The organism is uncultured Massilia sp. (assembly GCF_913773735.1).
In the GTDB taxonomy this organism is placed as follows: domain Bacteria; phylum Pseudomonadota; class Gammaproteobacteria; order Burkholderiales; family Burkholderiaceae_D; genus Telluria.
Genome location: NZ_CAJYEB010000042.1, coordinates 153,950 through 177,850, shown reverse-complemented (window position 1 = coordinate 177,850; position 23,901 = coordinate 153,950). Strand labels below are relative to the sequence as shown.

26 protein-coding genes and 2 tRNA genes are annotated in these 23,901 nt (G+C 69.2%); 18 read left to right on the top strand and 10 right to left on the bottom strand.

Annotated elements, in window-relative coordinates:
• Positions 1-243 precede the first annotated feature (243 nt).
• The 4 genes from QZ749_RS22565 to QZ749_RS22550 all read left to right on the top strand — a co-directional run bounded on the left by QZ749_RS22565 (position 244) and on the right by QZ749_RS22550 (position 5,387).
• Positions 244-1,911 carry a serine hydrolase gene (locus QZ749_RS22565; RefSeq protein ID WP_296951776.1) on the top strand — a complete coding sequence of 556 codons (1,668 nt, stop codon included), beginning with the start codon at positions 244-246 and terminating at the stop codon, positions 1,909-1,911.
• A 125-nt stretch (positions 1,912-2,036) separates the two neighbouring features.
• Positions 2,037-3,548 carry a sensor histidine kinase gene (locus QZ749_RS22560; protein ID WP_296951773.1) on the top strand — a complete coding sequence of 504 codons (1,512 nt, stop codon included), beginning with the start codon at positions 2,037-2,039 and terminating at the stop codon, positions 3,546-3,548.
• The gene (locus tag QZ749_RS22555) at positions 3,545-4,276 is read left to right on the top strand and encodes a LytTR family DNA-binding domain-containing protein (protein ID WP_296951770.1); all 732 of its coding nucleotides are present in this window, start codon (positions 3,545-3,547) and stop codon (positions 4,274-4,276) included. The genes QZ749_RS22560 and QZ749_RS22555 overlap by 4 nt, the downstream gene beginning before the upstream one ends.
• Positions 4,277-4,406: 130 nt before the next feature.
• The gene (locus tag QZ749_RS22550) at positions 4,407-5,387 is read left to right on the top strand and encodes a DUF4189 domain-containing protein (protein WP_296951767.1); all 981 of its coding nucleotides are present in this window, start codon (positions 4,407-4,409) and stop codon (positions 5,385-5,387) included.
• Positions 5,388-5,390: 3 nt separating this feature from the next.
• Here QZ749_RS22550 and QZ749_RS22545 read toward each other — a convergent pair whose 3' ends face one another.
• On the bottom strand, positions 5,391-6,032 hold the full coding sequence (locus QZ749_RS22545; RefSeq protein ID WP_296951764.1) for a peptidoglycan recognition family protein: 642 nt from the start codon (positions 6,030-6,032) through the stop codon (positions 5,391-5,393).
• Between the two features lie 131 nt (positions 6,033-6,163).
• Between QZ749_RS22545 and QZ749_RS22540 the strand changes: the two genes are divergently transcribed.
• From QZ749_RS22540 to QZ749_RS22525, 4 genes are all read left to right on the top strand, one after another.
• Positions 6,164-6,592: a CoA-binding protein gene (locus QZ749_RS22540; RefSeq protein WP_296951762.1), complete on the top strand. Its 429-nt coding sequence runs from the start codon at positions 6,164-6,166 to the stop codon at positions 6,590-6,592.
• Positions 6,589-7,464 carry a PPK2 family polyphosphate kinase gene (locus QZ749_RS22535; RefSeq protein WP_296951759.1) on the top strand — a complete coding sequence of 292 codons (876 nt, stop codon included), beginning with the start codon at positions 6,589-6,591 and terminating at the stop codon, positions 7,462-7,464. Before QZ749_RS22540 ends, QZ749_RS22535 begins: the two co-directional genes overlap by 4 nt.
• 70 nt (positions 7,465-7,534) lie before the next feature.
• On the top strand, positions 7,535-8,131 hold the full coding sequence (locus QZ749_RS22530; RefSeq protein ID WP_296951756.1) for a glutathione peroxidase: 597 nt from the start codon (positions 7,535-7,537) through the stop codon (positions 8,129-8,131).
• Positions 8,132-8,373: 242 nt separating this feature from the next.
• Positions 8,374-8,997, top strand: a complete 624-nt coding sequence (locus QZ749_RS22525; RefSeq protein WP_296951753.1) for an OmpW family protein — start codon at positions 8,374-8,376, stop codon at positions 8,995-8,997.
• A gap of 78 nt (positions 8,998-9,075) precedes the next feature.
• Here QZ749_RS22525 and pabB read toward each other — a convergent pair whose 3' ends face one another.
• The 6 genes from pabB to argB form a co-directional block, all read right to left on the bottom strand.
• Positions 9,076-10,956, bottom strand: coding sequence for an aminodeoxychorismate synthase component I (pabB, locus tag QZ749_RS22520; RefSeq protein WP_296951751.1), 1,881 nt, complete (start codon positions 10,954-10,956; stop codon positions 9,076-9,078).
• Between the two features lie 7 nt (positions 10,957-10,963).
• Complete coding sequence (gene slmA, locus QZ749_RS22515; RefSeq protein WP_296951749.1) at positions 10,964-11,542, bottom strand: nucleoid occlusion factor SlmA; 579 nt, start codon at positions 11,540-11,542, stop codon at positions 10,964-10,966.
• Positions 11,543-11,572: 30 nt separating this feature from the next.
• Positions 11,573-12,304, bottom strand: coding sequence for an HAD-IA family hydrolase (locus tag QZ749_RS22510; RefSeq protein ID WP_296951747.1), 732 nt, complete (start codon positions 12,302-12,304; stop codon positions 11,573-11,575).
• Between the two features lie 96 nt (positions 12,305-12,400).
• Positions 12,401-12,477: transfer RNA gene (locus QZ749_RS22505), tRNA-Asp, on the bottom strand.
• Positions 12,478-12,480: 3 nt separating this feature from the next.
• Positions 12,481-12,555, bottom strand: a tRNA-Thr gene (locus QZ749_RS22500).
• A 39-nt stretch (positions 12,556-12,594) separates the two neighbouring features.
• On the bottom strand, positions 12,595-13,515 hold the full coding sequence (gene argB / locus QZ749_RS22495; RefSeq protein ID WP_373896850.1) for an acetylglutamate kinase: 921 nt from the start codon (positions 13,513-13,515) through the stop codon (positions 12,595-12,597).
• Between the two features lie 184 nt (positions 13,516-13,699).
• On the opposite strand from argB, the gene QZ749_RS22490 reads away from it, so the two are divergent.
• A complete protein-coding gene (locus tag QZ749_RS22490) occupies positions 13,700-13,912 on the top strand; it encodes a cysteine-rich CWC family protein (RefSeq protein ID WP_296951742.1) in 213 nt (70 codons plus the stop codon).
• On the opposite strand, the gene QZ749_RS22485 is transcribed toward QZ749_RS22490, so the two are convergent.
• Positions 13,909-15,042 (bottom strand): PHB depolymerase family esterase, encoded by a 1,134-nt coding sequence (locus QZ749_RS22485; RefSeq protein WP_296951740.1) that lies wholly within the window; start codon positions 15,040-15,042, stop codon positions 13,909-13,911. The genes QZ749_RS22490 and QZ749_RS22485 overlap by 4 nt on opposite strands.
• 191 nt (positions 15,043-15,233) lie before the next feature.
• On the opposite strand from QZ749_RS22485, the gene QZ749_RS22480 reads away from it, so the two are divergent.
• A complete protein-coding gene (locus QZ749_RS22480; protein WP_296951736.1) occupies positions 15,234-15,443 on the top strand; it encodes a DUF1289 domain-containing protein in 210 nt (69 codons plus the stop codon).
• A gap of 143 nt (positions 15,444-15,586) precedes the next feature.
• On the opposite strand, the gene QZ749_RS22475 is transcribed toward QZ749_RS22480, so the two are convergent.
• Entirely contained in the window at positions 15,587-16,591 is a 1,005-nt protein-coding gene (locus QZ749_RS22475; protein WP_296951734.1) for an alpha/beta hydrolase fold domain-containing protein, read from the bottom strand.
• 131 nt (positions 16,592-16,722) lie between these two features.
• On the opposite strand from QZ749_RS22475, the gene QZ749_RS22470 reads away from it, so the two are divergent.
• The gene (locus QZ749_RS22470; protein ID WP_296951733.1) at positions 16,723-17,676 is read left to right on the top strand and encodes a nitronate monooxygenase family protein; all 954 of its coding nucleotides are present in this window, start codon (positions 16,723-16,725) and stop codon (positions 17,674-17,676) included.
• 233 nt (positions 17,677-17,909) lie between these two features.
• Here QZ749_RS22470 and QZ749_RS22465 read toward each other — a convergent pair whose 3' ends face one another.
• Complete coding sequence (locus QZ749_RS22465; RefSeq protein WP_296951731.1) at positions 17,910-18,494, bottom strand: hypoxanthine-guanine phosphoribosyltransferase; 585 nt, start codon at positions 18,492-18,494, stop codon at positions 17,910-17,912.
• Between the two features lie 128 nt (positions 18,495-18,622).
• Here QZ749_RS22465 and QZ749_RS22460 point away from each other — a divergent pair, with 128 nt between their 5' ends.
• The 7 genes from QZ749_RS22460 to QZ749_RS22430 all read left to right on the top strand — a co-directional run bounded on the left by QZ749_RS22460 (position 18,623) and on the right by QZ749_RS22430 (position 23,890).
• Positions 18,623-20,437, top strand: coding sequence for an aminopeptidase P family protein (locus QZ749_RS22460; protein ID WP_296951729.1), 1,815 nt, complete (start codon positions 18,623-18,625; stop codon positions 20,435-20,437).
• A 1-nt stretch (position 20,438) separates the two neighbouring features.
• Positions 20,439-20,699: a hypothetical protein gene (locus tag QZ749_RS22455; RefSeq protein WP_296951728.1), complete on the top strand. Its 261-nt coding sequence runs from the start codon at positions 20,439-20,441 to the stop codon at positions 20,697-20,699.
• Complete coding sequence (locus tag QZ749_RS22450; protein WP_373896849.1) at positions 20,696-21,478, top strand: MgtC/SapB family protein; 783 nt, start codon at positions 20,696-20,698, stop codon at positions 21,476-21,478. The genes QZ749_RS22455 and QZ749_RS22450 overlap by 4 nt, the downstream gene beginning before the upstream one ends.
• 96 nt (positions 21,479-21,574) lie before the next feature.
• Positions 21,575-22,153 (top strand): DUF924 family protein, encoded by a 579-nt coding sequence (locus tag QZ749_RS22445; RefSeq protein WP_296951725.1) that lies wholly within the window; start codon positions 21,575-21,577, stop codon positions 22,151-22,153.
• Complete coding sequence (locus QZ749_RS22440; RefSeq protein ID WP_296951723.1) at positions 22,153-22,986, top strand: Rossmann-like and DUF2520 domain-containing protein; 834 nt, start codon at positions 22,153-22,155, stop codon at positions 22,984-22,986. Before QZ749_RS22445 ends, QZ749_RS22440 begins: the two co-directional genes overlap by 1 nt.
• Before the next feature lie 30 nt (positions 22,987-23,016).
• Positions 23,017-23,397, top strand: coding sequence for an MAPEG family protein (locus QZ749_RS22435; protein WP_296951721.1), 381 nt, complete (start codon positions 23,017-23,019; stop codon positions 23,395-23,397).
• 130 nt (positions 23,398-23,527) lie between these two features.
• Positions 23,528-23,890, top strand: a complete 363-nt coding sequence (locus QZ749_RS22430; RefSeq protein ID WP_296951719.1) for a hypothetical protein — start codon at positions 23,528-23,530, stop codon at positions 23,888-23,890.
• Positions 23,891-23,901 lie beyond the last annotated feature (11 nt).

Below are 23,901 nucleotides of genomic sequence, written 5' to 3'. Positions count from 1 at the left end.
CACGTCGTCGAACGCCAGAGCCTGCATTGCTGCCTCCTCATGAGTTACCTCGACAATGGGTGAGACTGCCAGCCCAGCGGATGGTTCGCACAATGAACGCGAACAGCACCTTTTTATTCCCGTTCATGCCGTCCCGCCTGCCGCCCGTCGGCACGCCGGCACCGTCCGTCGCAGGAACGTTGCCGGATCGGCCACTTCGTCCTATCTTGTCGGGACCACAACCCGAAGACCAGGAGAGCCGAGATGTCCGGAACGACCACTGCCTGCGCGCTGCTTGCGTTGACCTTGCCCTGCATTCCCGCGTTCGCGGCGGCATCTGCCGTCCCGTCGGCCGCCGACACCGCCGCGCGCATCGACGCCGCGCTGGCCGCGAGCTACAAGCCGGATGCGCCCGGCGTCACCGTCATCGTCGTCAAGGACGGCAGGACGGTGCTGCGCAAGGCCTACGGCATGGCCGACATCGCGCACAAGGTGCCGCTGGCGCCGGACACGCCGATGCGCCTGGGCTCGATCACCAAGCAGTTCACCTCGACCGCGATCCTGATGCTGGTCGACGAGGGCAAGGTCAAGCTGGACGACGACATCACCGTCTACCTGCCCGGCTACCCGACCCATGGGAAATCGATCACCGTCGAGCACCTGCTGACCCACACCTCGGGCATCGCCAGCTACACCGGCAAGCCGGCTTACGAGAAGACCATGGGGAAGGACCTGACGGTCGCGCAGATGATCGACTCCTTCAAGGACGATCCGCTCGACTTCGAACCCGGCACCCGCTACAAGTACAACAATTCCGGCTACTTCCTGCTCGGCGCCATCGTCGAGAAGGTGTCCGGCATGCGCTACGACGAATTCGTCGCGCAAAGGATCTTCGTGCCGCTGGGGATGACGCGCACGGCCTACGAAGGCCATGCGCGCAGCAAGGCCGTGCAGGCGGTCGGCTACAGCGCCGGCGGCGGCGGCTTCGCGCCCAGCGCCGCGCTGAGCATGACGCAGCCCTATGCCGCCGGCGCGATCGTCTCCACCGTCGACGACCTGGCGCGCTGGGACGCGGCCGTCTCCAGCGGCAAGCTGCTGAAGGCGGCCAGCTGGCAGCGCGCGTTCACGCCGTACACCCTCGCGAGCGGCAAGGGCACCGGCTACGGCTACGGCTGGCAGGTAGCGACGATGCAGGGGGTGCCAATGATCGGCCACGGCGGCGGCATCAACGGCTTCAATACCTTCGCCGTGCGCCTGCCGTCGGAGCACGTGTACGTGGCGGTGCTGGGCAACAGCGATTCCGGCACGATGCGCGCCGAGGACGCGGCCTTCCGCGCCGCCGCCATCGCCATCGGCAAGCCCTTCCCGGACTTCAAGGCGGTCGCGCTGCCGGCCGCCGCGCTCGACGCCTGGAGCGGCGTGTACCGCACCGGTGATGGCATCCAGCGCACGCTGCGCCGCGAGGGCGAACGTTTCGTGCTGCAGCGCGAAGGCCGTCCTCCGGTGACGCTGCAGGCCTACGCCGACAACGGCTTCTTCATCCCCGGCACCCTGTCCTGGATCGAGCTGGCGCGCGGCGCCGACGGCAAGGCAATCACGATGACGCTGCACCAGCCGGACGTGGACCAGGTGCATGCGCGCACGGGCGACGCGCCGGCGCCGCGCAAGCCCGTCCGGCTCGACCACGCGCGCTACGATGCCTATGTCGGCCGCTACCAGCTCGCGCCGCAGTTCGTGCTCGCGATGACGCGCGAGGGCGACCGTTACTATGCCCAGGCCAGCGGCCAGCCGAAGCTGGAGATCTTCGCGCTGGACGAGCGCACCTTCTTCTCCGACGCCGTCGGCGCCGAGCTGCGCTTCGACGATGCGCAGCCGGGCCAGCTCGTGCTGCGCCAGGGCGGGCGCGACACGAAGGGCACGAAGCTGCCGTGACGCCGGGGGGCCATTCCCCCGCCAGCCCGATCCATGCCGGCCCGGGCCGTGTCCATCGCAAGCCGCTGGTGCATAATGGCGCCCGATGAAAACATCGTGCCTTTGCCATCGCTGAAGGACGCCATATGCTTGTCGGTACCCAATCGGGCGAAGTCAGCCTGCGCAGCGTCACCTTGCTGACGCTCATTGCCGTCGTGCTGGCGCTCGGCGCGGCGGCGTCCATCGCCGCCTTCCTCGGCCAGTCGCTGGACCTGCCGGCCCTGCTGGGCTGGGCCGGCCTGCTGTTCGTGCAGGCCGTCTATGCGGCGCTGGCGAGCTGGATCGCGCACCGGGCCGCCATTCCCGCGCCGCCGGTGCGCGCCTACGCCTGGCGCCTGCAGGGCCAGGCCCTCGCCGAGATCCTCCTCACCCTGGGCGGCAGCGGCGCGATACTGCTGTTCTTCGCGTGGTTGGCCGTCGACGAGGCGTCGGTGAACGAAGGTATCGCGGCCATGACGCACGACGGACCGATGCCGCGCACGGTCGCGGGGATCGGGCTGGCGCTGCCGGCGCTGACCGCGCTGATCGGCCTGTGCCGCCTGCATCACCTGGCATGCGCGAAGGGGGCGCTGGCCGCCGCCGTGGACGGCACCCTGCCGCGCCGCACGCTGCGGCTGGCGGCCGACGCTGCCCAGGTGCACGAGGCGCTGGCGCGCTGCCTCGAGCGCCTCACGGATGCCGACACGCCGGGCCTGACCCGCTATTTCTATGGCCGTCCGCGCGTCATGGTGCGGCGCCAGGGCGAGGACACGCACTACGACCTGCTGTGGGCGAACTGCGCCAGCAAGGTCACGGTCGCGGCGTCGGCGCTGGACGAGCGCACCCAGGAAGTCGTCGTGCGCTGCGTGCTGCGCGGCGGCTTCTACAAGCTCTATTGGTTCGCCGGTCCCGCCGATGCGCTGGCGCAGATGCAGTACATGGAAGCGCACGTGCTGCAGCCGCTGCGCGCCCAGCTGGAAAAGGCGGCGGCCGAGCGCCAGCGCGACGCCCTGCGCGACCAGGCGATCGAGGCCCAGCTGCGCATCCTGCAGGCGCAGATCGAACCGCATTTCCTGTTCAATTCGCTGGCCAACGTGCGCCACCTGTACCGTTCCAGTGTGCCCGAGGGCGAGCGCATGCTCGACCACCTGATCGCCTACCTGCGCAGCGCCATGGAAGACCTGCGCGCCGACTACTCGACGGTGGCGCGCGAGATGGACCTGGCGCGCCATTACCTGTCGATCATGCAGGTGCGCATGGGCGAGCGCCTGGCCTACACGTTCACGCTGCCCGACCACCTGACCGATCACGCCTTTCCGCCGGCGATGCTGATCTCGCTGGTGGAAAACGCCATCAAGCACGGCCTGGCCGACTGCGAGCGCGGCCGCATCGCGCTGGCGGCCGCCATCGACGGTGCCTGCCTGCGCCTGACGGTGACGGACGACGGCCGCGGCTTTTCCAGCGTCGGCGGCACCGGCGTCGGCCTGTCGAACATCCGGCGCCGCCTGGAGGCCATGTACGGCAACCGCGCCTGGCTCGAAGTCGGCGCGCCGGTGCATGGCGGCTTCGCCGCGACCATCGTGCTTCCCCTCGACCCCTCCACGACCCACCAGCAATGACCACCGCCCTGATCGCCGAAGACGAACCCCTGCTGCGCGCCGAACTGAAACAGGCGCTCGCCGAACTGTGGCCCGAGCTGCGCATCGTGGCGGAGACCGCGGACGGCGCCGCCACGCTGGCCGCCCTGCGCCAGCTGGCGCCGGACGTCGCCTTCCTCGACATCAACATGCCCAAGGCCAGCGGCCTGGAAGTGGCGCGCGTGCGCCCGCCGGCGACCGCCGTCGTGTTCCTGACCGCCTACGGCCAGCACGCGCTCGACGCCTTCGACGTCGGCGCCGCCGACTACCTCGTGAAGCCGCTCAACCGCGGCCGCCTGCTGGACACCATCGGCCGGCTGCAGCAGCGCCTGGGCGGCCCGGCCGCGGCGGCGCCGGCCGCACCCCCGCCGCCGCCGCGCCAGCACCTGTCGTGGATCCAGGCCTCGGTCGGCAACATCCTGCGCGTGATCACGACCGACGAGGTGATCTTCTTCCAGTCCGAGGCCAAGTACACCAAGGTCGTCACCGCCCAGGTCGAGGCGCTGATCCGCATGCCGGTCAAGGACCTCGTCGAGCAGCTCGATCCGGCCGGGTTCATCCAGATCAGCCGCGGCGCCATCGTGAACCGGCGCCGCATCGACGCCGTCCACCGCCGCGACGGCCACATGCAGGTGCACCTGAAGGGGCGCGGCGAGGTGCTGGCCGTCAGTACCGGCTTCCAGGGCCAGGACGCGTTCCGCCAGATGTAGCGCGCCCGCCGTTCCCGCCATCGCCGCATCCATTCCCGATCCGGTCGCGTTCGTCGCATGCCGGCTGGCGCGGGCGGCGCGGCGCCGGCAGCATGGGCGTGTCTTCCACTTCCCTGCGATGCCCGCGACCATGACCATCCTGCACCCGATCCGCAACCGCTTCCTCGGCCCCGTACTTGGCCTATTCCTTGGCCTATTCCTCGGCGCAGCCACGCTTCCGGCCATGGCCGCCGCCGCGTTCGCCATGGGCGACAACAACTACACGCACATGGTCACCGAGGCCGCCAGCCTGGCCGAGGCGCGCGAGCTGGCGCTGCAGGGATGCGCGAAGCAGGACACCCATTGCCGGATCGGCCTGGAGACCGTGCTGCCGATGGCCTTCGCGCTGGCCAAGGGCGACGACGGCATGACGGCCCAGACGGACCCGTCGCCCGAGGCGGCGCGCGACAAGGCGTTGGCGTCCTGCCGCAAGAAATACAAGAACTGCAAGTTCACCGCGCTGTACTGGGAACCGGGCGGCACCTGGGCCGCCTGGGCCGTCGCCAAGAACCCGCAGGGCGACACGGCGGCCACCGCTTTCGTCTACGAGGGCGCGAGCGCCGAGTCGGTGCGCAAGGACGCGCTGGAAGCCTGCCGCGCGCGCCAGGCCGGCAAGACCGTCCACGACTGCAAGGTCAACGTGCAGTGGGGCGACTGGGCCTACGTCCGCGTCGTTTCCCCGCGCAATGCGTTCACGGAGCTGGACGAGCGCATGGACAAGGCGCTGGCGAAGGCGCTGGCGAACTGCAAGGCCGACCTGGCCTCGGGCGAGGCCTGCAAGGTCGAGGAGCAGCTGTTCAATGCCGGTACCCGCCAGGCGCCGGCGTCCTTCGCCAGGCTGGTCGCGCAGACCGAGGTCGGGCGCGAGGCCGCCCGGGCGCCCAAGGCCGCCCGGGCCGCGCCGCGGGTCCAGTCGCGCAACGTGCAGCAGCTGACCTGCCGCAACCAGTGCGTGAACGGCAGCTGCGTGCGCACCTTCCCGGACGGCCGCAGCGAGACGTGGCAGGCGCCGCGCGTGTTCGACCCGCTCAGCAACGACTGGAAGTGGGATACCAATCGCTGCGGCGGTTGATCCTCACGGCGCCGCGCGTGCCTGCGCCAGCTTCAGGGCCACCCGGTGGCGGAAATAATCCTCGCGCACGTAGCGGTACAGGTTGGCGCCGGGGCAGACGGTATGGTCCGAATAATCGCGGTGGCTGCGGATGTCGTCCAGGCCCACGTGGTACCTGGCGGCCAGCATGGCCATCAGGTTCACGACGGCGTCCAGCTGTTCCCGGTTCGGCTCCACCTCCTCGAAGTTGCCGACCACCTCGATCAGCGCATGGCCGGCCGGATCGTATTCGGTATTGGTGTCGCCGGCATAGGCGATGTCGCGGCCGGCGTAGATGCGGCCGTCCAGGTCGATGATGTAATGGTAGGGGATGTCGAGCCAGCCCTTGGTCGTGCGCGACCAGGATTGCAGGTTGCGCAGGTACTGGCGCGGATCGGTGCCGGGCTGGAACGGCTCGCCCTGGTGGTGCAGGGTGATGTGAGTGATCACCTGCGGGCGCGCCCGCGCGGCATCGGCCGGCGTGCCGCCCCAGTCGCGCACCGGGACGATGGCGCGCTCGACGTCGGCGAGCGACTGGGCCCGGGCCGGCGGGCCGGCGAGCAGGGACAGGCACAACGCGGCGAGGACGAGGGCGAGGACGGGGGCGTGGGCAGGGCGCAGGAGCATGACGGGATCCGGTGGCGGGGAACGCGTCATCTTTCCATATTCCGCCGGCATGGGCAACGGCGGCACCGCTGCGCCGGCCGGCGTGCCGAACCTGCTAAGCTAGCGCCAGGAACAACCAGCCATTCCAGCCAATGAAAACCATCGAACAACTCCTGCGCGGCGCCAGGAACGTCGCCATCGTCGGCATGTCGGACAAGCCGGAGCGGGCCAGCCACGAAGTGGGCGCCTACCTCCAGCAACAGGGCTACCGCATCCTCCCCGTCAACCCGGCCTACGCCGGCACCCAGATCCTCGGCGAAACCGTGCATGCCACGCTGCAGGAAGCGGCCGACGCCCTGGCCAGGGACGGCCAGCACATCGACATCGTCGACGTGTTCCGCAAGGCCGAGGACGTGCCGCCCATCGCCAGGGATGCCATCGACGTGCGCGCCGGCGCGCTGTGGATGCAGCTCGGGATCGAGAACCGGGCCGCCGCCGACCTGGCGCGCGCGGCCGGCCTGGACGTGGTGATGAACCACTGCATGCTGATCGAGCACCGCCGGCTGGCGGAGACGGCATGAAGACCGTCCGTGCGCGCCTGCGCGCTCCCAAGGACCTGAAGCTCGACGATGCCGGCGCCGGCGCGACGCCGTTGCGCGAGAAGGACAACGGCAACGGCAACGGCAACGGCAACGGCAAGGAAAACGGCAACGGCAACGGCAAGGCCGAGGTCAAGGAACGCGAGCGGGCGCTCACTGACGCGCTGACCGCCCAGGTCGCGCGCTTGCAGGAAAAACTGTACGCGGCGCGCGAGAAGAAGCTGCTGCTGATCCTGCAGGGCATGGACACGTCGGGCAAGGACGGCACGGTGCGTTCGCTGTTCTCGCAGATCAATCCGATGGGCCTGAGCGCGACGGCGTTCTCGGTGCCGACGGCGCGCGAGCAGGCCCACGATTTCCTCTGGCGCGTGCATCCGTACGTGCCCGGCAACGGCGAGATCGCGATCTTCAACCGCAGCCACTACGAAGACGTGCTGGTGCCACGCGTGCACGGCACCCTGGACGACGAGGCGTGCGCGCGCCGCTATGCCCAGATCCGCGACTTCGAGCGCATGCTCGCCGAATCCGGCACGACGATCGTGAAGGTCTTCCTGCACCTGTCCAAGGACGAGCAGAAGAAGCGCCTGCAGGAGCGCCTGGACGATCCCGAAAAGCACTGGAAGTTCGACCCGAGCGACCTGGCCGCGCGCGCGCAGTGGGGCGACTACCGGCGCGCCTACGAGGACGCGATCAATGCCACCGACTGCGAGCACGCGCCCTGGTACGTGGTCCCGGCCGACTCCAAGACGCACCGCAACCTGCTCGTCGCCCACCTGCTGCTCGAGACGATGCAGGACATGGACCTGCGCTGGCCGCAGCCGAAGGCCGACCTGGCGAAGGTCACGATCGACTAGGAAGACGCCGTGCGGGGAGCGGCGCGTTTGGCATAGAATGAAGCTCCTTCAACCCCGCCCGAGCGTTCCCATGTCCAAGCTTCCCGTCCTGCTGCTTTCCCTCGGCGCCGCCGTCGCGTCGAGCGCCTTCGCCGCCGCGCCAGCGCAGGCGCAAACCCCCGCCGCCCAGCCGTCCGCCGCCCCGGCGAGCTGCCCGGCCGTGCTGCACCACACGTTCAAGCGCCTGCAGGACGAAGCGCCGCAGGACCTGTGCCAGTACGCCGGCAAGGTCGTGCTGGTCGTGAACACGGCCAGCTACTGCGGTTTCACCAAGCAGTACCAGGGCCTGGAAAAACTGTACTCGACCTATGCGCCGCGCGGCCTGGTGGTGCTGGGCTTCCCGTCCAACGACTTCAAGCAGGAAGACGCCGACGCCAAGAAGATCGCCGACCTCTGCTACAACACCTACGGCGTGAAGTTCCCGATGTTCGCCAGCACCGTCGTGAGCGGCAGCGGCGCCAATCCGCTGTACGCGGAACTGATCAAGGCGACCGGCAACGCGCCCAAGTGGAACTTTAACAAATACCTGATCGGGCGCGACGGCAAGGTGCTCGAGTACTTCCCGAGCAAGGTGACGCCGGAGGATCCGGCGCTGGTGGGACGGATCGAGAAGGCGCTGAAAGGCTGATCGCAAGTCGTCGTCCCGGCGCAGGCCGGGACCCAATTTGCACGCATAGTCGAAACGCTCGCCAGATTGGACCCCGGCCTCCGCCGGTGTGACGGTGTGCACCGTTTTGTGGCAGAGATATACGAAATTCCCTACACCTGTTCGCTTCATGGTCATTTTTGATGCACATCAACGATTTCGTTGCAGCGCATCAATAAACTTAACTTCGCTGAATCACAAACAACGCGAAGAAAGGTAACACCATGAACAAGTCGATGCTGAAACTGATGTTGGCCGCCCTGGGTTGTGCAGCGTTCGCTGCACCCGCGATGGCGCAGGACCAGTCGTCGCCGTGGTTGGTACGTGCGCGCGCGGTCCACATCGACCCGGCCGACAAATCCGACCCGGTCGGCGGTACCGGCGCCAGCAATCGCCTGCACGTCGAAGACAAGTGGATTCCCGAAGTCGACATCTCGTACTTCTTTACCCCGAACTGGGCGGCCGAGCTGATCCTGACCTACCCGCAGAAGCACACCGTCACGCTGGACGGCGCCAGCATCGGCACCTTCAAGCATCTGCCGCCGACCCTGACGCTGCAGTACCACTTCCTGCCGGGCGCCACCATCGATCCCTACGTCGGCGCCGGCATCAACTACACGCTGCTGTCGAAGGTGCGCCTGCTCAACGGCGGCGCCAGCCTCGAGCACGACAGCGTCGGCGGCGCCATCCAGGCCGGCGTCGACTTCAAGATCGACAACCAATGGTCGGTCAACCTGGACGTCAAGAAGGCCCAGATCCGCAGCGACGTCATGATCGGCGGCGCCAAGGCCAGCCGCGTCAAGGTCGACCCGGTGCTGTTCGGCGTGGGCGTGGGCTACCGCTTCTGATTCCTGTAACGATTGCCGCTTTCTCCAAAAGCGCAGCCGGTCCCTGCCGGCTTTACAACCGGCCGCTGGCCGGTTTTTTTATGCCCGCGCCAGTACCGCGGGCAGCGGGCCGCGCAGCGCATTGCAGACGACGATCTCCTGCGCCCGTTCGAGCGTCTCGCGCGTGATCGGGACCTCGACCGCGCCCCAGGCCGGATCGTCCAGCAGCACGGCGCGCATCACGCCCGGCAGCACGCCGGCCGACAGCGGCGGCGTAACCCAGCGGCCGGCGACGCGCACGAACACGTTGCTGCGCCCGCCCTCGGTCAGTTCGCCGCGTTCGTTGAAGAACAGCGTGTCGAACGCGCCCGCGCGTTCCGCCGCGCGCCAGGCGGCGTCGTAGCGCCGGCGCACGCTGGTCTTGTGGCGCAGGAACAGGTCGTGCGAGCGCACCGGCGCATCGGCCAGCAGCACCTTCACGGGACCGGCCAGCGGCGCCAGCACGGCGGTCTGCGCCGTCACCTCGCCGTTGGCCTGCAGCGCCAGGCGCAGGCGGTGCGGCACGCCCGGCGGCAGCACCTCGCAGGCGGCCAGGACGCCGGCGCGCGCCAGTTCCTCGCTGTACGGATAGCCGAAATAGTCGGCCGAGGCGGCCAGCCGCGCCAGGTGGCGTTCCAGGTGGCGGGCGCCGTCCTCGCGCGTCGCGTACAGGGTCTCGAAGATCTCGAACGCGTTCGGCAGGCCGGTGAGGAAGCGCGCCTTGAGGCGGCATTCGGCGAATTCGGACTCGGCCACGCTGTCGTGCACGATGCCGGCGCCCACGCCCAGTTCGCCGCGCCGCACCCCGTGCCGCTCGGGCTGCAGCACCAGGGTGCGGATCGGCACCGACAGGCAGAAGTCGCCGAAGCCGGCGCCGGGATGCGCCGGCGGGTCGATCCAGCCGAGCGCGCCCGTGTAGATGCCGCGCGCGGCCGGCTCGAGTTCGTGGATGATTTCCATCGTGCGGCGCTTGGGCGCGCCGGTGATCGAGCCGCACGGGTAGAGCGCGGCGAAGATCCCGTCCAGCGTCGCGCCTGGCGCGAGCCGGGCCTGCACGGTGGACGTCATCTGCAGCACGCTGCTGTAGCGCTTGACCTCGAACAGCGCGGGCACGCCGACGCTGCCGGTGCGCGCGACGCGTCCCAGGTCGTTGCGCAGCAGGTCGACGATCATCAGGTTCTCGGCGCGGTTCTTCTCGTCGGCGGCCAGCTGGCGCGCGCGCACGGCGTCGATCAGGTCGTCGCCGCTGGCCGGCGCCGTGCCCTTCATGGGCCGGGCCAGCAGGCGCCCGGCGTCGTGGCGCACGAACAGTTCCGGCGACAGCGACAGCACGGTCCTGCCGTCGGGCAGCGCGATCAGGGCGCCGTAGGGCACCGGCTGGCGCGCGCGCAGGCGCGCATACAGCGCGGACGGCGCGCCGAAGGCGTCGAAGCGCAGGCGGTAGGTGTAGTTGACCTGGTAGGTGTCGCCGGCCGCGATGTAGTCGCGGATGCGTTCGATCGCGCGCGTGAAGGCGGCTTCGTCGACGTTGGCGCGCAGGCTGGCGATGCCGGCGGGGGCATCGTCCGCTGCCGCAGCGCCCGCCGCCGTATCGTCCGCCGTCGCATCTTCCGCCGCCGCATCACGCGCCGCCAGCCAGGCCGCGACGCCGTCGGCGTCGAGCAGCTCGACGCGCGCGAACAGCAGCACCTGGGCCAGCGGCGCCTGCGCGTCCTGCGGGTGGGCGGCGATGCCGAGCATCCGTTCGCCCAGCTCGTAGGTCAGCACCGGCACGGCGTACAGGCCGCGCCGCAGCGCGTCCTCCAGCCCGGCCAGCAGCTTCGGCCAGTCCTCGATGCGCTGGCAGGCCAGCGTGCCGGCATGCTCGCGGTAGAGGCGCGAGCGGGCCTGGCGCGCGCCTTCCGGACTGGCGTCGTCGAGCAGGGCGAAGACGTCGCTCATGGCGGTGTCAGGCCGCGAGCAGCAGGGCCAGCTGCACGGGGCTGTTCTCTCCCGGCTGCTGCCTGAAGCCGCTCTTGGCGAAACGGTGCCAGCGTCCGGTCACGTAGGAGACCAGCAGGGCGGCGCGCGCGGTCACGTCTTCCTCGCGGCCGTGGCCCTGGGTGACGGCCAGGCGCAGCGCCTGCCGGAACGCCATCTCGACCTTGTCGTGGAACTGGTTCATGCGCAGTTGCAGGCGCTCGTCCTCGCCGACCAGCGCGTCGCCGATCAGCACGCGCGTCATGCCCGGGTTGTTGGTGGCGAACGACAGCAGCATCTGCAGCATCGCGTGGGCCTGGGCCACGCCGTCTTCCTCGCGCTCGGCGATCTGGTTGAACAGGCCGAAGACGCTCGACTCGATGAAGTCGATCAGGCCCTCGAACATCTGCGCCTTGCTGGCGAAGTGGCGGTACAGGGCGGCTTCCGATACGGACAGCCGGGCGGCCAGCGCCGCCGTGGTGATCTTCTCGCCCTTCGGATGTTCGAGCATCGCGGCCAGGGTCTGGAGGATCTGCAGTTTGCGCTGGCCTGGCTTGGTGCTTGCCATGTTTTCCTAGCTCTTTCAGTGTGTTGAATTCTAGTCTTGTCGTCGCAGCCGGTTCATTGTCGCCGGCAGTCGAAGTACGGATTTTACTTTGACATCGACCCAGGCGGGCCGTTTGACCATCCGCGGCAGCGGGGCCTTGCCGATCGGGTCGCCGTAGCGCAGGTATTGCGTGACCCACACCGTGCGCAGCCCGAGCTGCTTGGCGTGCTTCAGGTTGACCAGGGTGTCCTCGACCAGGATGCAGCGCCCGGGCGCCAGGCCGTGGCGGCGCAGCAGCCGGCGCAGCATCAGCTTCGACGGCTTGGGACGCAGCTGGCCGTGCACGCGCATGTCCTCGATGGCGATGTGGTGGGCGAAGTGGCGCTGCAGGCCGATGTGCTTCACCAGGCCGGTCGAATACGCGGTCGGCGCGTTGGTCAGCAGGATCTTGCGGCCGGGCAGGCGGCGCAGCAGCCTGGAAAGGCCGCGCTCGGTGCGCACCAGGTCCTGGAAGGCGCCGATGTCGTGGGTCCGGCGCAGGAAATCGGCCGGATCGACGTGGTGGTGGCGGATCATGCCGAGCAGCGTCGCGCCGTAGCGCTTCCAGTAGCCGGTGCGCGTGGCGTCCACCAGTTCCTGCGCGGCCGGCGTCGTGCCGTCGCCCAGCACGCGCGCGATGTACGTGTTCATGTTGGCGCTGATCGCCGGGAAGATCGCGTGCGAGGCGTCGTGCAGGGTGTTGTCCAGGTCGAACAGCCAGACGGGGGAGGAAGTGGTGGTCATGGAAAAGCGCGGCGTGACATTCGTTGGGAGATGGTAGCGGAATGCGACGGCAGAAATGAAAAATGCCCCCCGAAGGGAGCATCTTTCATCGAATCCTGGCGGAGCGGACGGGGCTCGAACCCGCGACCCCCGGCGTGACAGGCCGGTATTCTAACCAACTGAACTACCGCTCCAGGTGGTGCCCTTGACGTGGATTGAACACGTGGCCTCTCCCTTACCAAGGGAGTGCTCTACCACTGAGCTACAAGGGCATCAGGTCATTTTGCGGCGATTTGATTCGCTGCAAAATTTCAGTGAGACCGGATCATAGTGCCAAAGGCCTGTTCGGTCAAGACTTCCAGCAACAAAGAGTGTTCGATGCGGCCGTCGATGATGTGCACGGTGTTCACGCCCGACTTGGCGGCGTCCAGCGCCGACGAGATTTTCGGCAGCATGCCGCCAGAAATCGTGCCGTCCGCGAACATCTCGTCGATCTCGCGCGCCGACAGGTCGGTGACCAGGTTGCCCTGCTTGTCCTGCACGCCGGCGATATTGGTCATCATGATCAGCTTTTCGGCCTTCAGGATTTCCGCGATCTTGCCGGCGACGACGTCGGCGTTGATGTTGTACGCCTGGCCATCCTGGCCGAAGCCGATCGGCGAGATGATCGGGATGAACGCATCGTCCTGCAGCGCCTTCACCACCGCCGGATTGATCGCCTCGATCTCGCCGACGAAGCCGATGTCGAGGAATTCGCCCGGCTTTTCCTTGTCCGGCATGGCCATGCGGCGTGCGCGGATCAGGCCGCCGTCCTTGCCGGTCAGGCCCACGGCCTGGCCGCCGTAGTGGTTGATCAGCATGACGATGTCCTGCTGCACTTCGCCGCCCAGCACCCACTCGACCACTTCCATGGTCTCTTCGTCGGTGATGCGCATGCCTTGCACGAAGGTGCCCTGCTTGCCGATCTTGCGCAGCGCATTGTCGATCTGCGGACCGCCGCCGTGCACCACGACCGGGTTCATGCCCACCAGTTTCAGCAGGATGACGTCGCGGGCGAAGCCGTGTTTCAGGCGCTCGTCGGTCATCGCATTGCCGCCGTACTTGATGACGATGGTCTTGCCGTGGAAGTTACGGATGTAGGGGAGCGCTTCGGCCAGGATCTGCGCCTTGATCTGCGGCGAGACCGCAGTCAGGTCATTGTTCTGGTCGTCGCCCGTCAGAGAGGTCAGCATAGCGTTCATGGGGGTCCGAAAAAGAATGTGCGAGATTTTACGGCAACACGCCGCCGCTTGGGGCTTTATGGAAGCTCAATGTTGTATTTTCCGACGCCCGCCGTTAAGGTGGATTACATATGGATACATCCCTGTCATTTTCCGCTTTTTTCCCGCGCCTCGCCGCGTGGCCGGAGGGCGCCGCGTGAGTGCCTGCGCACGCTGCGGCGCGGCCTTCGGCTGCGCCATGGCCGACGGCGGCGACGGCGCGCCGTGCTGGTGCACGCGCTTGCCGGCGGTCGTGCCGGTGCCGGCCGACGGGACGGCCGCCGGCTGCTGGTGCCCGGCCTGCCTGGAACAGCATATCGCGCTTCGGGAGGGACCGTCGCCCTCCATGCCGCCAGGAAAAGAAAGCTAGCGGGCGGTGCGGAAGAACCGCATCATTTCGCGGCTGGCGCTGGGGCCCTTGCTGTCGGTATAAGTGCCGCGGGTATCGCCTCCCGACCAGGCATGGCCGGAACCGTGCACGACCCAGTGCTCGGCATGGACCGCGCCATCGGGCAGGCGGTGCACGGTGCGCGTCCAGGCATGGCCGTCCGGCATCGCGCCCGGTTCGACGACCGTGATGTCGGCCGGATCGCGGCGGCGCCGCGCGATCAGTTCGGCGCCGTTGGCCGGATGGACGGTGGCGTCCTTGTCGCCGTGGAACACGATGATCGGCAAGGCCTTGCCGGGGGCGTGGTGGGCGCGGAAATCGCCCTTCATCGCCGCCACCGCCGTCGGCAGGTCGTGCGCGGCCGCGAACGGCAGCCCGGAATGCACGCCGACCGCCGCGTACAGGTCGGGATACAGCGTGCCCATGATGGCGGCCATCGCGCCGCCCGCCGACAGGCCGGCGACGTAGACGCGCGCCGGATCGATCGCATGGCGTTCCATGACGGCTTGCGTGAGGCCGGCGATGATCGACGGCTCGCCCTGGCCGCGCTGCTGGTCGACCGCGTTGAACCAGTTCCAGCAGCGCGACGGGTTGGCCTGCTGCGACTGGGCCGGATAGACGACCAGGCAGCCGGTTTCCTCGGCGATCTCGTTCATGCCCGTGCCGAGCGCGAAATCGTCGGGGTTCTGCGTGCAGCCGTGCAGCATCACCAGCAGCGGCGCCGCCTGGCCGGCATGGCTGCCGGGCACGTAGAGCTTGTAGTCGCGGGTGCCGGCCTCGTTGCCGTAGCTGCCGTCGATGAACCGGCCCGGCAGCCCGGCGGCGGCGGCGCCGGTGGACAGCGGCGGCACGTTGAACGGGTTGCCGCCCAGCCGGCTGAGGTCGGCGAGCATGTCGGACGCGGGATCGTAGCTGGCCTGGTTCGAGGCCTGCCGGGCCGCGGCCTGGGCCTGCTCGGCCTGGTCCAGCGCCGCCTTGGTCGCACCGGTTTGCATGGCCGTGGCGGTCTTGACGGATTCGCGGATGACGCTGCGCGCCACCGAGGGGCCGCGGCGCATCAGCGAGCGGGTCGCGGCGCGCATCTGCGCCAGGAATTTGTTGCTGAGGCTCATGGGCGCTCCTTCGGTACAGCCGGCAATGCCGGGACGGGATCGGTCCCAGTCTTGGTTGCCAAGCTTGCGTCAACCTTACGTGTCAAGGTTTTGGATGGATGAGTGCCAGTGTACCTTGATGTTGCGTAAATTAACCGCGTTCACGATGGATGCGGTAATCTGCGCGCGATGAAACCAACAGCCACCGCAGCATGAACCAACAAGCATTGCCGCCGGAACAGCAGACGCCGGTACCTTCTCCCTGCATCAATGTGTGCAAGATGTCGCCCGCCACCGGCCTGTGCGAAGGCTGCCTGCGCACCATCGACGAGATCCGCGCCTGGCGCGCCGCCAGCGACGACGACAAGCGCGCGATCTGGGCCGAGATCCGGCGGCGCGAGGGGCAGATCGATTTCGGTTGAGCGGAAAACCTGAACGGAACGAGACGGTCACCGATGCGCAACGGGGCGCCTGCCGGCGGGCGTCCTCGGGGCGGTCTTCTGCCTGGCGGCGGGCATGGCGACGGCTGCGGCGCGCGGCGCAGCACTGCATGAAATGGGTGGGCTCACCCTGAGACGACGCCGAGGTGCATGCCCACGAAACGCGTGATTTCCTCGGCCAGTTCGCGGTCCTCGGGCGTGTCGCCGAAGCCGCCGTGCGGCATCGCCTCGAACACGTGCAGCTCGGCGGGCACGCGCGCGCGGCACAGGGCGCGGTGCAGGCGCACCGTGTTGGACAGGAACAGGTCGCGCGTGCCGCTCTGGAGGAAGGTGGGCGGGAAGCCGCCGGTGAAGTCGCCGAACAGCGGCGACAGGTAGGGGTGCGCCAGGTCGGCGCCGTGCGCGTACAGCAGGTTGTTCGCCATCAGCGAGCCGGGCAGCACCACGTCGGCCAGGCGGTTGAGCTGGAAGCTGTCGCCGGATTCCGTCAGGTCGGCCTCGGGCGAGAGCAGCACCAGCGCCGCCGGCAGCGGCAGGCCCTCGGCGCGGGCGCGCAGCAGCAGCGCGGCGGCGAGGTTGCCGCCGGCCGAGCGGCCGACCACGGCGATGCGCTGCGGCGCGTGACGTTCCAGCACGTGGCGGTAGGCGTCCAGGCAGTCGTCCAGCGCGGCCGGGTAGGGGTGCTCGGGCGGCATCCGGTAGTCGACGCCGTAGCACAGGATGCCGTGGCGGTCGGCCTGCAGGCGCGTCGAGGCGCGGCAGGCGTCGCCGCCGCCGAACACCAGGGCGCCGCCGTGCAGGTCGATCCAGGCGCAGTCCGCGAAGGCCGCCGCCGCCGTCGCCGGCGCGGCGACGTGGAGGGTGGCGCCGCCGGCCCGGATGGTCTCGACGCCCGCGCGCACGGCACCCATGCGCTCGCCGAGGGCGGACGCGTACCAGGCGTCGGCATCGGCCCGCACGCGCCGCCAGCCGGCCAGGTCATCGGGGGCCGGCATGACGTGGCGGGCGTTGTGCGGAACGCCGTCCGGCCCGACCAGGCGGCGCAGCGCGGCCTGCGCCTCGGGGCTGATGGACGCCGGTACCGGCAGCACGCGTTCGGGAAGGATGACGCCGTCGTGGTTGTCGTTCATGGACTCGCTCCTGGTGGATGATGGCGGCAGCATAAACCACCGCGGACGACAATTTAGAGTCGGGTATCTAGCACGGTCGTGCTTTTTTGCCCCATAATCGACCGATCCGATCAACTCCCGCGAGACCACCCATGGCGCTGCCCACCGTCCTGCAAGACCTCACCTTACCCGTCATCGCCTCGCCGATGTTCATCGCCAGCGGTCCCGCGCTGGTGGCCGCGCAGTGCAAGGCGGGCATCGTCGGCTCCTTCCCGGCGCTGAACGCGCGTCCGGCCGAGCTGCTCGACACCTGGCTGACCGACCTGCAGCGCGAGCTGAAGGACTACCAGGACGCGCATCCGGACCGCAAGGTGGGGCCGATCGCCGTCAACCAGATCGTGCACCAGTCGAACGACCGCCTGGCGCACGACGTGGAGGTGTGCGTGAAGCACCAGGTGCCGATCATCATCTCCTCGCTGCGCGCGCCGCCGCCGGAGATGCTGGACGCCGTGCACGCCTACGGCGGCATCGTGCTGCACGACGTGATCTCGATTCGCCATGCCGAGAAGGCGCTGGAGGCGGGCGTCGACGGCCTGATCCTGGTGGCGGCCGGCGCCGGCGGCCACGCGGGCGCGCTGTCGCCGTTCGCGCTGGTGGGCGAAGTGCGCAAGTTCTTCGACGGTCCCATTGCCCTGTCGGGCGCGATCGCCAGCGGCGACGCGATCCTGGCGGCCCAGGCGATGGGCGCCGACCTGGCCTACATCGGTTCGCGCTGGCTGGCCACCAAGGAAGCCAACGTCAGCGACGCCTACCGCGACGCCATCGTCGAATCGAGCGCGGCCGATGTCGTGTACACCAACCTGTTCACGGGCGTGCACGGCAACTACCTGAAGAAATCGATCGTGGCGGCGGGCCTGGACCCGGACAACCTGCCGGTATCGGACAAGAGCAAGATGAGCTTCGGTTCCGGCAGCGCCAAGGCGTGGCGCGACATCTGGGGCGCGGGGCAGGGCGTCGGCCTGATGGACGACGTGCCGACCGTGGAGGAGATGGTGGCGCGGCTGAAGGCGCAGTACGAGGCGGCGCGCGCGCGGCTGAAACTCTGAACCGTTGAACTGCCGAACCGCGGCTCGTAGGGTGGGCAGCTCCACCCTTGCGCCCGAAATGACGCGGCATCGGCGCTGCCCACGCGTGACGTTCGCGTCATGTTGGCGCGTCTTGGTTCGCGTCCGCAGGCTACGCATGCGTCACGCGTGGGCAGCGCGCTCTCTGCGGCGGTTCTTGCCGCACAGGTAGAGCTGCCCACCCTACGGATTGTCGTGGGAACGAGGCGAAGCGCTCAGGCTTCGGTCTTCTTGTCCTGGTCGCGGATCACCCACAAGCCCGGCAGGTTGCGCCAGTAGCCGTGCGCATCCATGCCGAAGCCCACCACGAACTGGTTCGGGATCGTCAGGCCGACGATGTCGGCCGTTACCGGCTTGGTCTTGCCCAGGTCCTTGTCGGCGAACACCGCCAGGATCACCTCGGCCGCGCCCATGTCGAGCAGGCGCTGCTTCACGTGGGCCAGCGTCTCGCCTTCGTCGAGGATGTCGTCGACGACGATGATGACGCGGCCCTCGACGCTCTGGCGCGGCACCACCTTCCAGACCACTTCGCCGCCCTTGTCGAGGTCGCCGTAGCGGGTCACGTGGATGTAGTCGAATTCGAGCGGGAAGCGCAGTTGCGGCAGCAGGCTGCCGGTGAAGACGACCGCGCCGCCCATCACGCCCAGCACGAGCGGGAAGGCGCCCGTGGCGTCGTCGTCGAAACGCTGGTTGAGGACGTCGGCGACGTTGCGGACGGCCGCCTGGACCTGGTCGGCGCTGACGATTTCTTCGGCATGCGCCATCAATTCGCGGGCGCGGGTGTAGTGAAAATCTTGCATGGCTGGTCTTTTGAAACGTGTCTGGGAGCGATTATCCGTCATCCTGGCGGCGTGGGGGATTGCGCCACGCCGGCGCGGACGGGCGTATCATACATGCCTTGAGAAACGAACAAGCCGAGCACCACACCATGCCAGCACTTGACACCACCGGCGTGCGCGCCGAACGCCTTGCCCGGCTGCGCGCCGCGATGGCCCGCCACCAGGTCGACGCCTTCATCGTGCCGTCCGCCGATCCGCACCTGTCCGAATACCTGCCCGGCCGCTGGAAGGGCCGCGAATGGCTGTCCGGCTTCACCGGATCGGTCGGCACCTTCGTCGCCACGCAGGACTTCGCCGGCGTCTGGACCGACGGCCGCTACTACACCCAGGCCGAGCAGGAGCTGGCCGGCACCGACATCCGCCTGATGAAGATCCCGGCGGCGGCCAGCCTGCTGCACATCGACTGGCTGGCGTCCACGCTGCAGGCCGGCCAGACGGTCGCCGTCGACGCCCGCGTGCTGGGCCTGGCCGTGGCGCGCCTGCTGGGCGACGCCCTGAAGGCGCGCGGTATCCATCTGCGCACCGACCTCGACCTGCTCGACGACGTCTGGAACGACCGCCCGGGCCTGCCGGCGGAGGCGGTGTTCGAGCACGTCGCCCCCTACGCCGTCGCCACCCGCGCCGACAAGCTGCGCGCCACCCGCGCGGCCATGGACGAGCTGGGCGCCGGGCGTCACTTCATTTCCACGCTGGACGACATCGCCTACCTGTTCAACCTGCGCGGCGCCGACGTCAGCTACAACCCGGTGTTCGTGTCCCACGCCCTGGTCGAGCCGGACGGCGCCACGCTGTTCGTCGCCGACGGCAAGATCGACGCGGCACTGCGCGCGCGCCTGGCGCAGGACGGCGTGCGCGTCGCCCCCTACGCGGACGCCGCCGCGGCGCTGGCCGCGCTGCCGGGCGGCACCCTGCTGCTGGATCCGCGCCGCGTCACGGCCGGCATGCGCGCCGCGGTGCCGGACACGGTGCGCGTGGTCGAGGCGATCAACCCGACCACCTTCGCCAAGTCGCGCAAGCTGGACGCCGAGACCGACCACGTGCGCGCCACGATGGAACAGGACGGCGCCGCGCTGTGCGAATTCTTCGCCTGGCTCGAGCCGCTGCTGGCGGACGCGCAGCGCGCGCCGCTCACCGAGGTCGACATCGACACCGAGATCACCGCCGCGCGCGCGCGCCGGCCCGGCTTCGTGTCGCCCAGCTTCGGCACCATCGCCGGCTTCAACGCCAACGGCGCGATCATGCACTACCGCGCCACGCCCGAGGCCCATGCCGTCATCGAGGGCGACGGCCTGCTGCTGATCGATTCCGGCGGCCAGTACCTGGGCGGCACCACCGACATCACGCGCGTGGTCCCGGTGGGCACGCCCACGGCCGCGCACAAGCGCGACTTCACGCTGGTATTGAAAGGCATGATCAACCTGTCGGTGGCGCGCTTCCCGCGCGGCACCAGGGGCCCGATGCTCGACGCGCTGGCGCGCGCCCCGATCTGGGCCGCCGGCATCGACTACGGCCACGGCACCGGCCACGGCGTGGGCTACTTCCTCAACGTGCACGAGGGCCCGCAGGTGATCTCCCCGGCGGCCATGCCGGAACCGCACACGGCGATCGAGCCGGGCATGATCACGTCGAACGAGCCGGGCATCTACCGTCCCGGCCACTGGGGCATCCGCATCGAGAACCTGGTCCTGGCGCGCGTCGAGGAAAGCACCGGGTTCGGCGAATTCCTCGGCTTCGAGACGCTGACGCTGTGCCCGATCGACACGCGCTGCATCGACATTTCGCTGATGCGCGGCGACGAGGTCGCGTGGCTGAACGCCTACCATCGCGAGGTGCGCGCGCGCCTGCTGCCGCTGGTGGACGGCGCCGCGCGCGACTGGCTCGAACTGCGCACCCGGGAGATCTGAGATGGCCGGCGCGCGTTCCACCCGTGCCAGCGCCGCCGTCGAGCGGCTCAAGCGGCGCACCGGCATCACCTCGTACTCGATGGCGCGCACCGGCGCCGGTCATTTCTTCCTGTCCGAGAAGCCGGGCGCGCCGCCGCTGTGCCCGCCGCTCGAGATGGACGATTTCGTGGCCTTCGTCGACGGCCTCGGCCCGCAGCCCGAAAAGCGCATGACCAAGAACGACATCGCGTTCGAGAAGCAGCTGGTCAGGAAGAAACCTTGAACCGGGGCGCCGCCGCCGCCGTTTCCCTGCACGATCCGGTGCCGTCCTGGGCCGAGCTGTTCGCGGCCTACTGGTCGCCGGCGGAACTGGCGACCAACGGCCTGATCCTGCTGAACCTGGTCGGCGCGCTGGCGCTCGGGCTGATGGTCGGCTACGAGCGTTCCTACCACGGCCGCGCGGCCGGCATGCGCACCTATGGCCTGGTGTGCATGGCCTCGTGCGCGCTGGTCATCGTCTCCGGCTACCCGCACTTCTGGTACGGCGGGCATGGCGCGGCGGTGGCGCTGGTGGACCCGACCCGCGTGATCCAGGGCGTGGTCACCGGCATCGGCTTCCTCGGCGCCGGCGTGATCACGCGCTCGGGCTTCACCATCAGCGGCCTGACCACGGCGGCGTCGATCTGGGCCTCGTCGGTCATCGGCATCATGGTCGGCGTCGGCTTCTACATGGCGGCGATGGGCCTGGCCTTCTTCGCCACCATGATCATGATTTACCTGAACCGCGCCGTCAGCAAGCTGCCTTCGCACCACGCGGTGGCGGTGACGCTGCGCTTCAAGCCGGGCGTGCGGCCCAGCGAGGACCAGCTGCGCCACGCGGCGCGCGAACGCGGCTACGAGATCGCCGCCGCCTCGCTCACCATCGGCAGCAGCGCGGGCGTCCAGGAATGGCATTTCGTCGCGCTGGCTGGCGCGGCCGGGGCGCCGCTGTCGGCGCTGGCGGGCGAGCTGTCGGCGCTGGACGGCGTGGACGGTTTCGAGCTGTCCCATGCCCGCAATTAGCCGCCGTGCGCGGCATGGCCGGCGCGTGGATAGAATGGGGTCCCGGCCCGCGCCGGGACGACGCGCGCAGCGCATGGATCACGACAAGGACAAGACATGAGACCCCGCGAAGTACTCGACTTCTGGTTCGGCGCGCCCGGCAGCGCCACCGACGGCCAGCCGCGCCGCGAATGGTTCGTCAAGAAGGACGAATTCGACGACCAGGTGCGCACGCGCTTCGGCGCCGCCATCGACGAGGCGCTGGCCGGCGGCCTGCGCGCATGGGACGAGGAAGGGCCGCAGGGCGTGCTGGCGCGCATCCTCGTGCTCGACCAGTTCACCCGCAACGCCTACCGCAACACGCCGCGCAGCTTCGCCGGCGACGCGCTGGCGCTGGCGGCCGCGCGCGCGCTGGTCGACGGCGGCGCCGACCGGACGCTGGCGCCCTGGCAGCGCTCCTTCGTCTACATGCCGTTCGAGCATGCCGAGGATGCGGCCATGCAGGAGCGCGCGGTGGCGCTGTTCTCGGCGCTGGCCGCCGAACACCCGGGCTTCGACCAGACGCTCGACTACGCGCACCGCCACCGCGGCGTGATCGCGCGCTTCGGACGTTTCCCGCACCGCAACGCGATCCTCGGGCGCGCGTCGACGCCGCAAGAGCAGGAATTCCTGCGCCAGCCGGGGTCGCGCTTCTGATGGCGAACCCGCTCAACATCGTCGGCGCCGGCCACGTCGGCCGCGTGCTCGGGCGCCTGTTCGCGGCCTCCGGCGCGTTCGCCGTGCAGGACGTGCTCACGCGCGGCGCCGCCAGCGCGCGCGATGCCGTCGCCTTCATCGGCGCCGGCCGCGCGCTGGCCGATGCCGCCGCGCTGCGCGCTGCGCAGGTATGGATGCTGGCCGTGCCGGACGACCGTATCGCCGGCGTGGCCGCCGCGCTGGCGGCGTCCGTGCCGGTGCGCGGCGCCGTCGTGTTCCACTGCAGCGGCGCCAAGGCGTCCGGCGAGCTGGAGGCGCTGCGCGACGCCGGCGCGCGTGTCGCCAGCGTGCATCCGGTGCGCAGCTTCGCCGATCCGGCCGCGGTGGCATCCGGCTTCGCCGGCACCTTCTGCGGCGTCGAGGGCGACGAGGACGCGCTGGCCGTGCTGCTGCCGGCGTTCGAGGCGATCGGCGCCCGCCCGGTGCACATCGACGCGGCCGCCAAGACCGTCTACCACGCGGCCTCGGTATTCGCCTCGAACTACCTGGTGACGGTGCTCGATGCCGCGCTGCGCGCCTACGCGGCGGCCGGCGTGCCGCCCGCGGTGGCGCGCGAACTGGCGCGGCCGCTGGCGAGCGAGACGCTGGCGAACGTGTTCCGGCTGGGGCCGGAGACCGCGCTGTCCGGCCCGATCGCACGTGGCGACGCCGCCACCGTGGCGCGCCAGCAGGCGGCCGTCGCCGGCTGGGACGCGCCCACCGGCGACCTCTATGCGGCGCTGGCCACGTCTACCTGGGACTTGGCGCGGCGCAAGCATGCGGGCAGCGCCTGACCCTCGACCTTTATCGACAGGAATACAAGAATGCAACTAACCGCCTGGACCACGCTGGCCATCCTCGGCGTCTACTTCTGGACCGGCGTGATGGCCGGATGGGCGCGCGTCAAGTACAAGGTGCCGGCACCGTCGATGGAGGGGCCGCTGCCGTTCCAGAGCGCCCAGCGCGTGCAGGCGAACACGCTGGAACAGCTGCCGCTGGTGCTGGCGCCGCTGTGGTTGTGCGCCCATTTCCTGGGCGATGCGTGGGCGGCGGGGGGCGGCCTGCTGTGGTGCTGCGGCCGCATCCTGTATGCGCTGGGCTATTACCGCGATCCGGCCCGGCGCGAGGCCGGCTTCGTGATCGGTATGCTCGCATGCGGCGCGCTCCTCGCCGCCAGCGCCATCGGCATGTTGCTGCAACCGTAAGCGTTGCAGTAAGGCAAAAAAATGGCGTCGATTTGTCGACAAAGTTCCCTTGGTGCAATAAGCTAGCCGCCTGTGTATCCAGTCAAACGCCGGACGTCCCAGCAGCCGTCCGGTCCGGAAAGGAGATGGCATGCTGTTCCTGAAGAGTACCAGCGTCACCAAGGCGCCCGGCATCTATGAAGTCGACGTGGCGGCCAAGCCTCCGGGCAAGACCTTCGGGGTGTTCATGGCGACCGATCCGGACAACCCGCCGAACGCCGTGCTGACCGCGCTGGCCGAACTCGGTTTCCAGAATACTTTCCAGCAGAGCTACGTGCACAAGGACAAGGGCAAGGTGCTCGACCTGCATTTCCAGAAGGATGGCACCGACCTGTTCAATGGCTGGAAAACCGAGGAATGCGCGCACAACCTGAACGCGATCGACACGCTGTTCGGCAACTTCGGCATCAAGGTGACGCCGCGGGTGATGAGCCTGGCGGAAGCCTACGCCTGAGCCTCGGCCCA

What these genes read in the sequence shown, in the direction of transcription:
- QZ749_RS22430 (WP_296951719.1), top strand. Translation starts at nt 23,528, where the DNA reads ATGCTGTTCCTGAAGAGTACCAGCGTCACCAAGGCGCCCGGCATCTAT.
- QZ749_RS22540 (WP_296951762.1), top strand. Translation starts at nt 6,164, where the DNA reads ATGAAAACCATCGAACAACTCCTGCGCGGCGCCAGGAACGTCGCCATC.
- argB (WP_373896850.1), bottom strand. Translation starts at nt 13,515, where the DNA reads ATGCTGACCTCTCTGACGGGCGACGACCAGAACAATGACCTGACTGCG.
- QZ749_RS22525 (WP_296951753.1), top strand. Translation starts at nt 8,374, where the DNA reads ATGAACAAGTCGATGCTGAAACTGATGTTGGCCGCCCTGGGTTGTGCA.
- QZ749_RS22565 (WP_296951776.1), top strand. Translation starts at nt 244, where the DNA reads ATGTCCGGAACGACCACTGCCTGCGCGCTGCTTGCGTTGACCTTGCCC.
- QZ749_RS22455 (WP_296951728.1), top strand. Translation starts at nt 20,439, where the DNA reads ATGGCCGGCGCGCGTTCCACCCGTGCCAGCGCCGCCGTCGAGCGGCTC.
- QZ749_RS22460 (WP_296951729.1), top strand. Translation starts at nt 18,623, where the DNA reads ATGCCAGCACTTGACACCACCGGCGTGCGCGCCGAACGCCTTGCCCGG.
- QZ749_RS22475 (WP_296951734.1), bottom strand. Translation starts at nt 16,591, where the DNA reads ATGAACGACAACCACGACGGCGTCATCCTTCCCGAACGCGTGCTGCCG.
- QZ749_RS22535 (WP_296951759.1), top strand. Translation starts at nt 6,589, where the DNA reads ATGAAGACCGTCCGTGCGCGCCTGCGCGCTCCCAAGGACCTGAAGCTC.
- QZ749_RS22555 (WP_296951770.1), top strand. Translation starts at nt 3,545, where the DNA reads ATGACCACCGCCCTGATCGCCGAAGACGAACCCCTGCTGCGCGCCGAA.
- QZ749_RS22485 (WP_296951740.1), bottom strand. Translation starts at nt 15,042, where the DNA reads ATGAGCCTCAGCAACAAATTCCTGGCGCAGATGCGCGCCGCGACCCGC.
- QZ749_RS22465 (WP_296951731.1), bottom strand. Translation starts at nt 18,494, where the DNA reads ATGCAAGATTTTCACTACACCCGCGCCCGCGAATTGATGGCGCATGCC.
- slmA (WP_296951749.1), bottom strand. Translation starts at nt 11,542, where the DNA reads ATGGCAAGCACCAAGCCAGGCCAGCGCAAACTGCAGATCCTCCAGACC.
- pabB (WP_296951751.1), bottom strand. Translation starts at nt 10,956, where the DNA reads ATGAGCGACGTCTTCGCCCTGCTCGACGACGCCAGTCCGGAAGGCGCG.
- QZ749_RS22470 (WP_296951733.1), top strand. Translation starts at nt 16,723, where the DNA reads ATGGCGCTGCCCACCGTCCTGCAAGACCTCACCTTACCCGTCATCGCC.
- QZ749_RS22530 (WP_296951756.1), top strand. Translation starts at nt 7,535, where the DNA reads ATGTCCAAGCTTCCCGTCCTGCTGCTTTCCCTCGGCGCCGCCGTCGCG.
- QZ749_RS22560 (WP_296951773.1), top strand. Translation starts at nt 2,037, where the DNA reads ATGCTTGTCGGTACCCAATCGGGCGAAGTCAGCCTGCGCAGCGTCACC.
- QZ749_RS22445 (WP_296951725.1), top strand. Translation starts at nt 21,575, where the DNA reads ATGAGACCCCGCGAAGTACTCGACTTCTGGTTCGGCGCGCCCGGCAGC.
- QZ749_RS22435 (WP_296951721.1), top strand. Translation starts at nt 23,017, where the DNA reads ATGCAACTAACCGCCTGGACCACGCTGGCCATCCTCGGCGTCTACTTC.
- QZ749_RS22440 (WP_296951723.1), top strand. Translation starts at nt 22,153, where the DNA reads ATGGCGAACCCGCTCAACATCGTCGGCGCCGGCCACGTCGGCCGCGTG.
- QZ749_RS22545 (WP_296951764.1), bottom strand. Translation starts at nt 6,032, where the DNA reads ATGCTCCTGCGCCCTGCCCACGCCCCCGTCCTCGCCCTCGTCCTCGCC.
- QZ749_RS22480 (WP_296951736.1), top strand. Translation starts at nt 15,234, where the DNA reads ATGAACCAACAAGCATTGCCGCCGGAACAGCAGACGCCGGTACCTTCT.
- QZ749_RS22510 (WP_296951747.1), bottom strand. Translation starts at nt 12,304, where the DNA reads ATGACCACCACTTCCTCCCCCGTCTGGCTGTTCGACCTGGACAACACC.
- QZ749_RS22550 (WP_296951767.1), top strand. Translation starts at nt 4,407, where the DNA reads ATGACCATCCTGCACCCGATCCGCAACCGCTTCCTCGGCCCCGTACTT.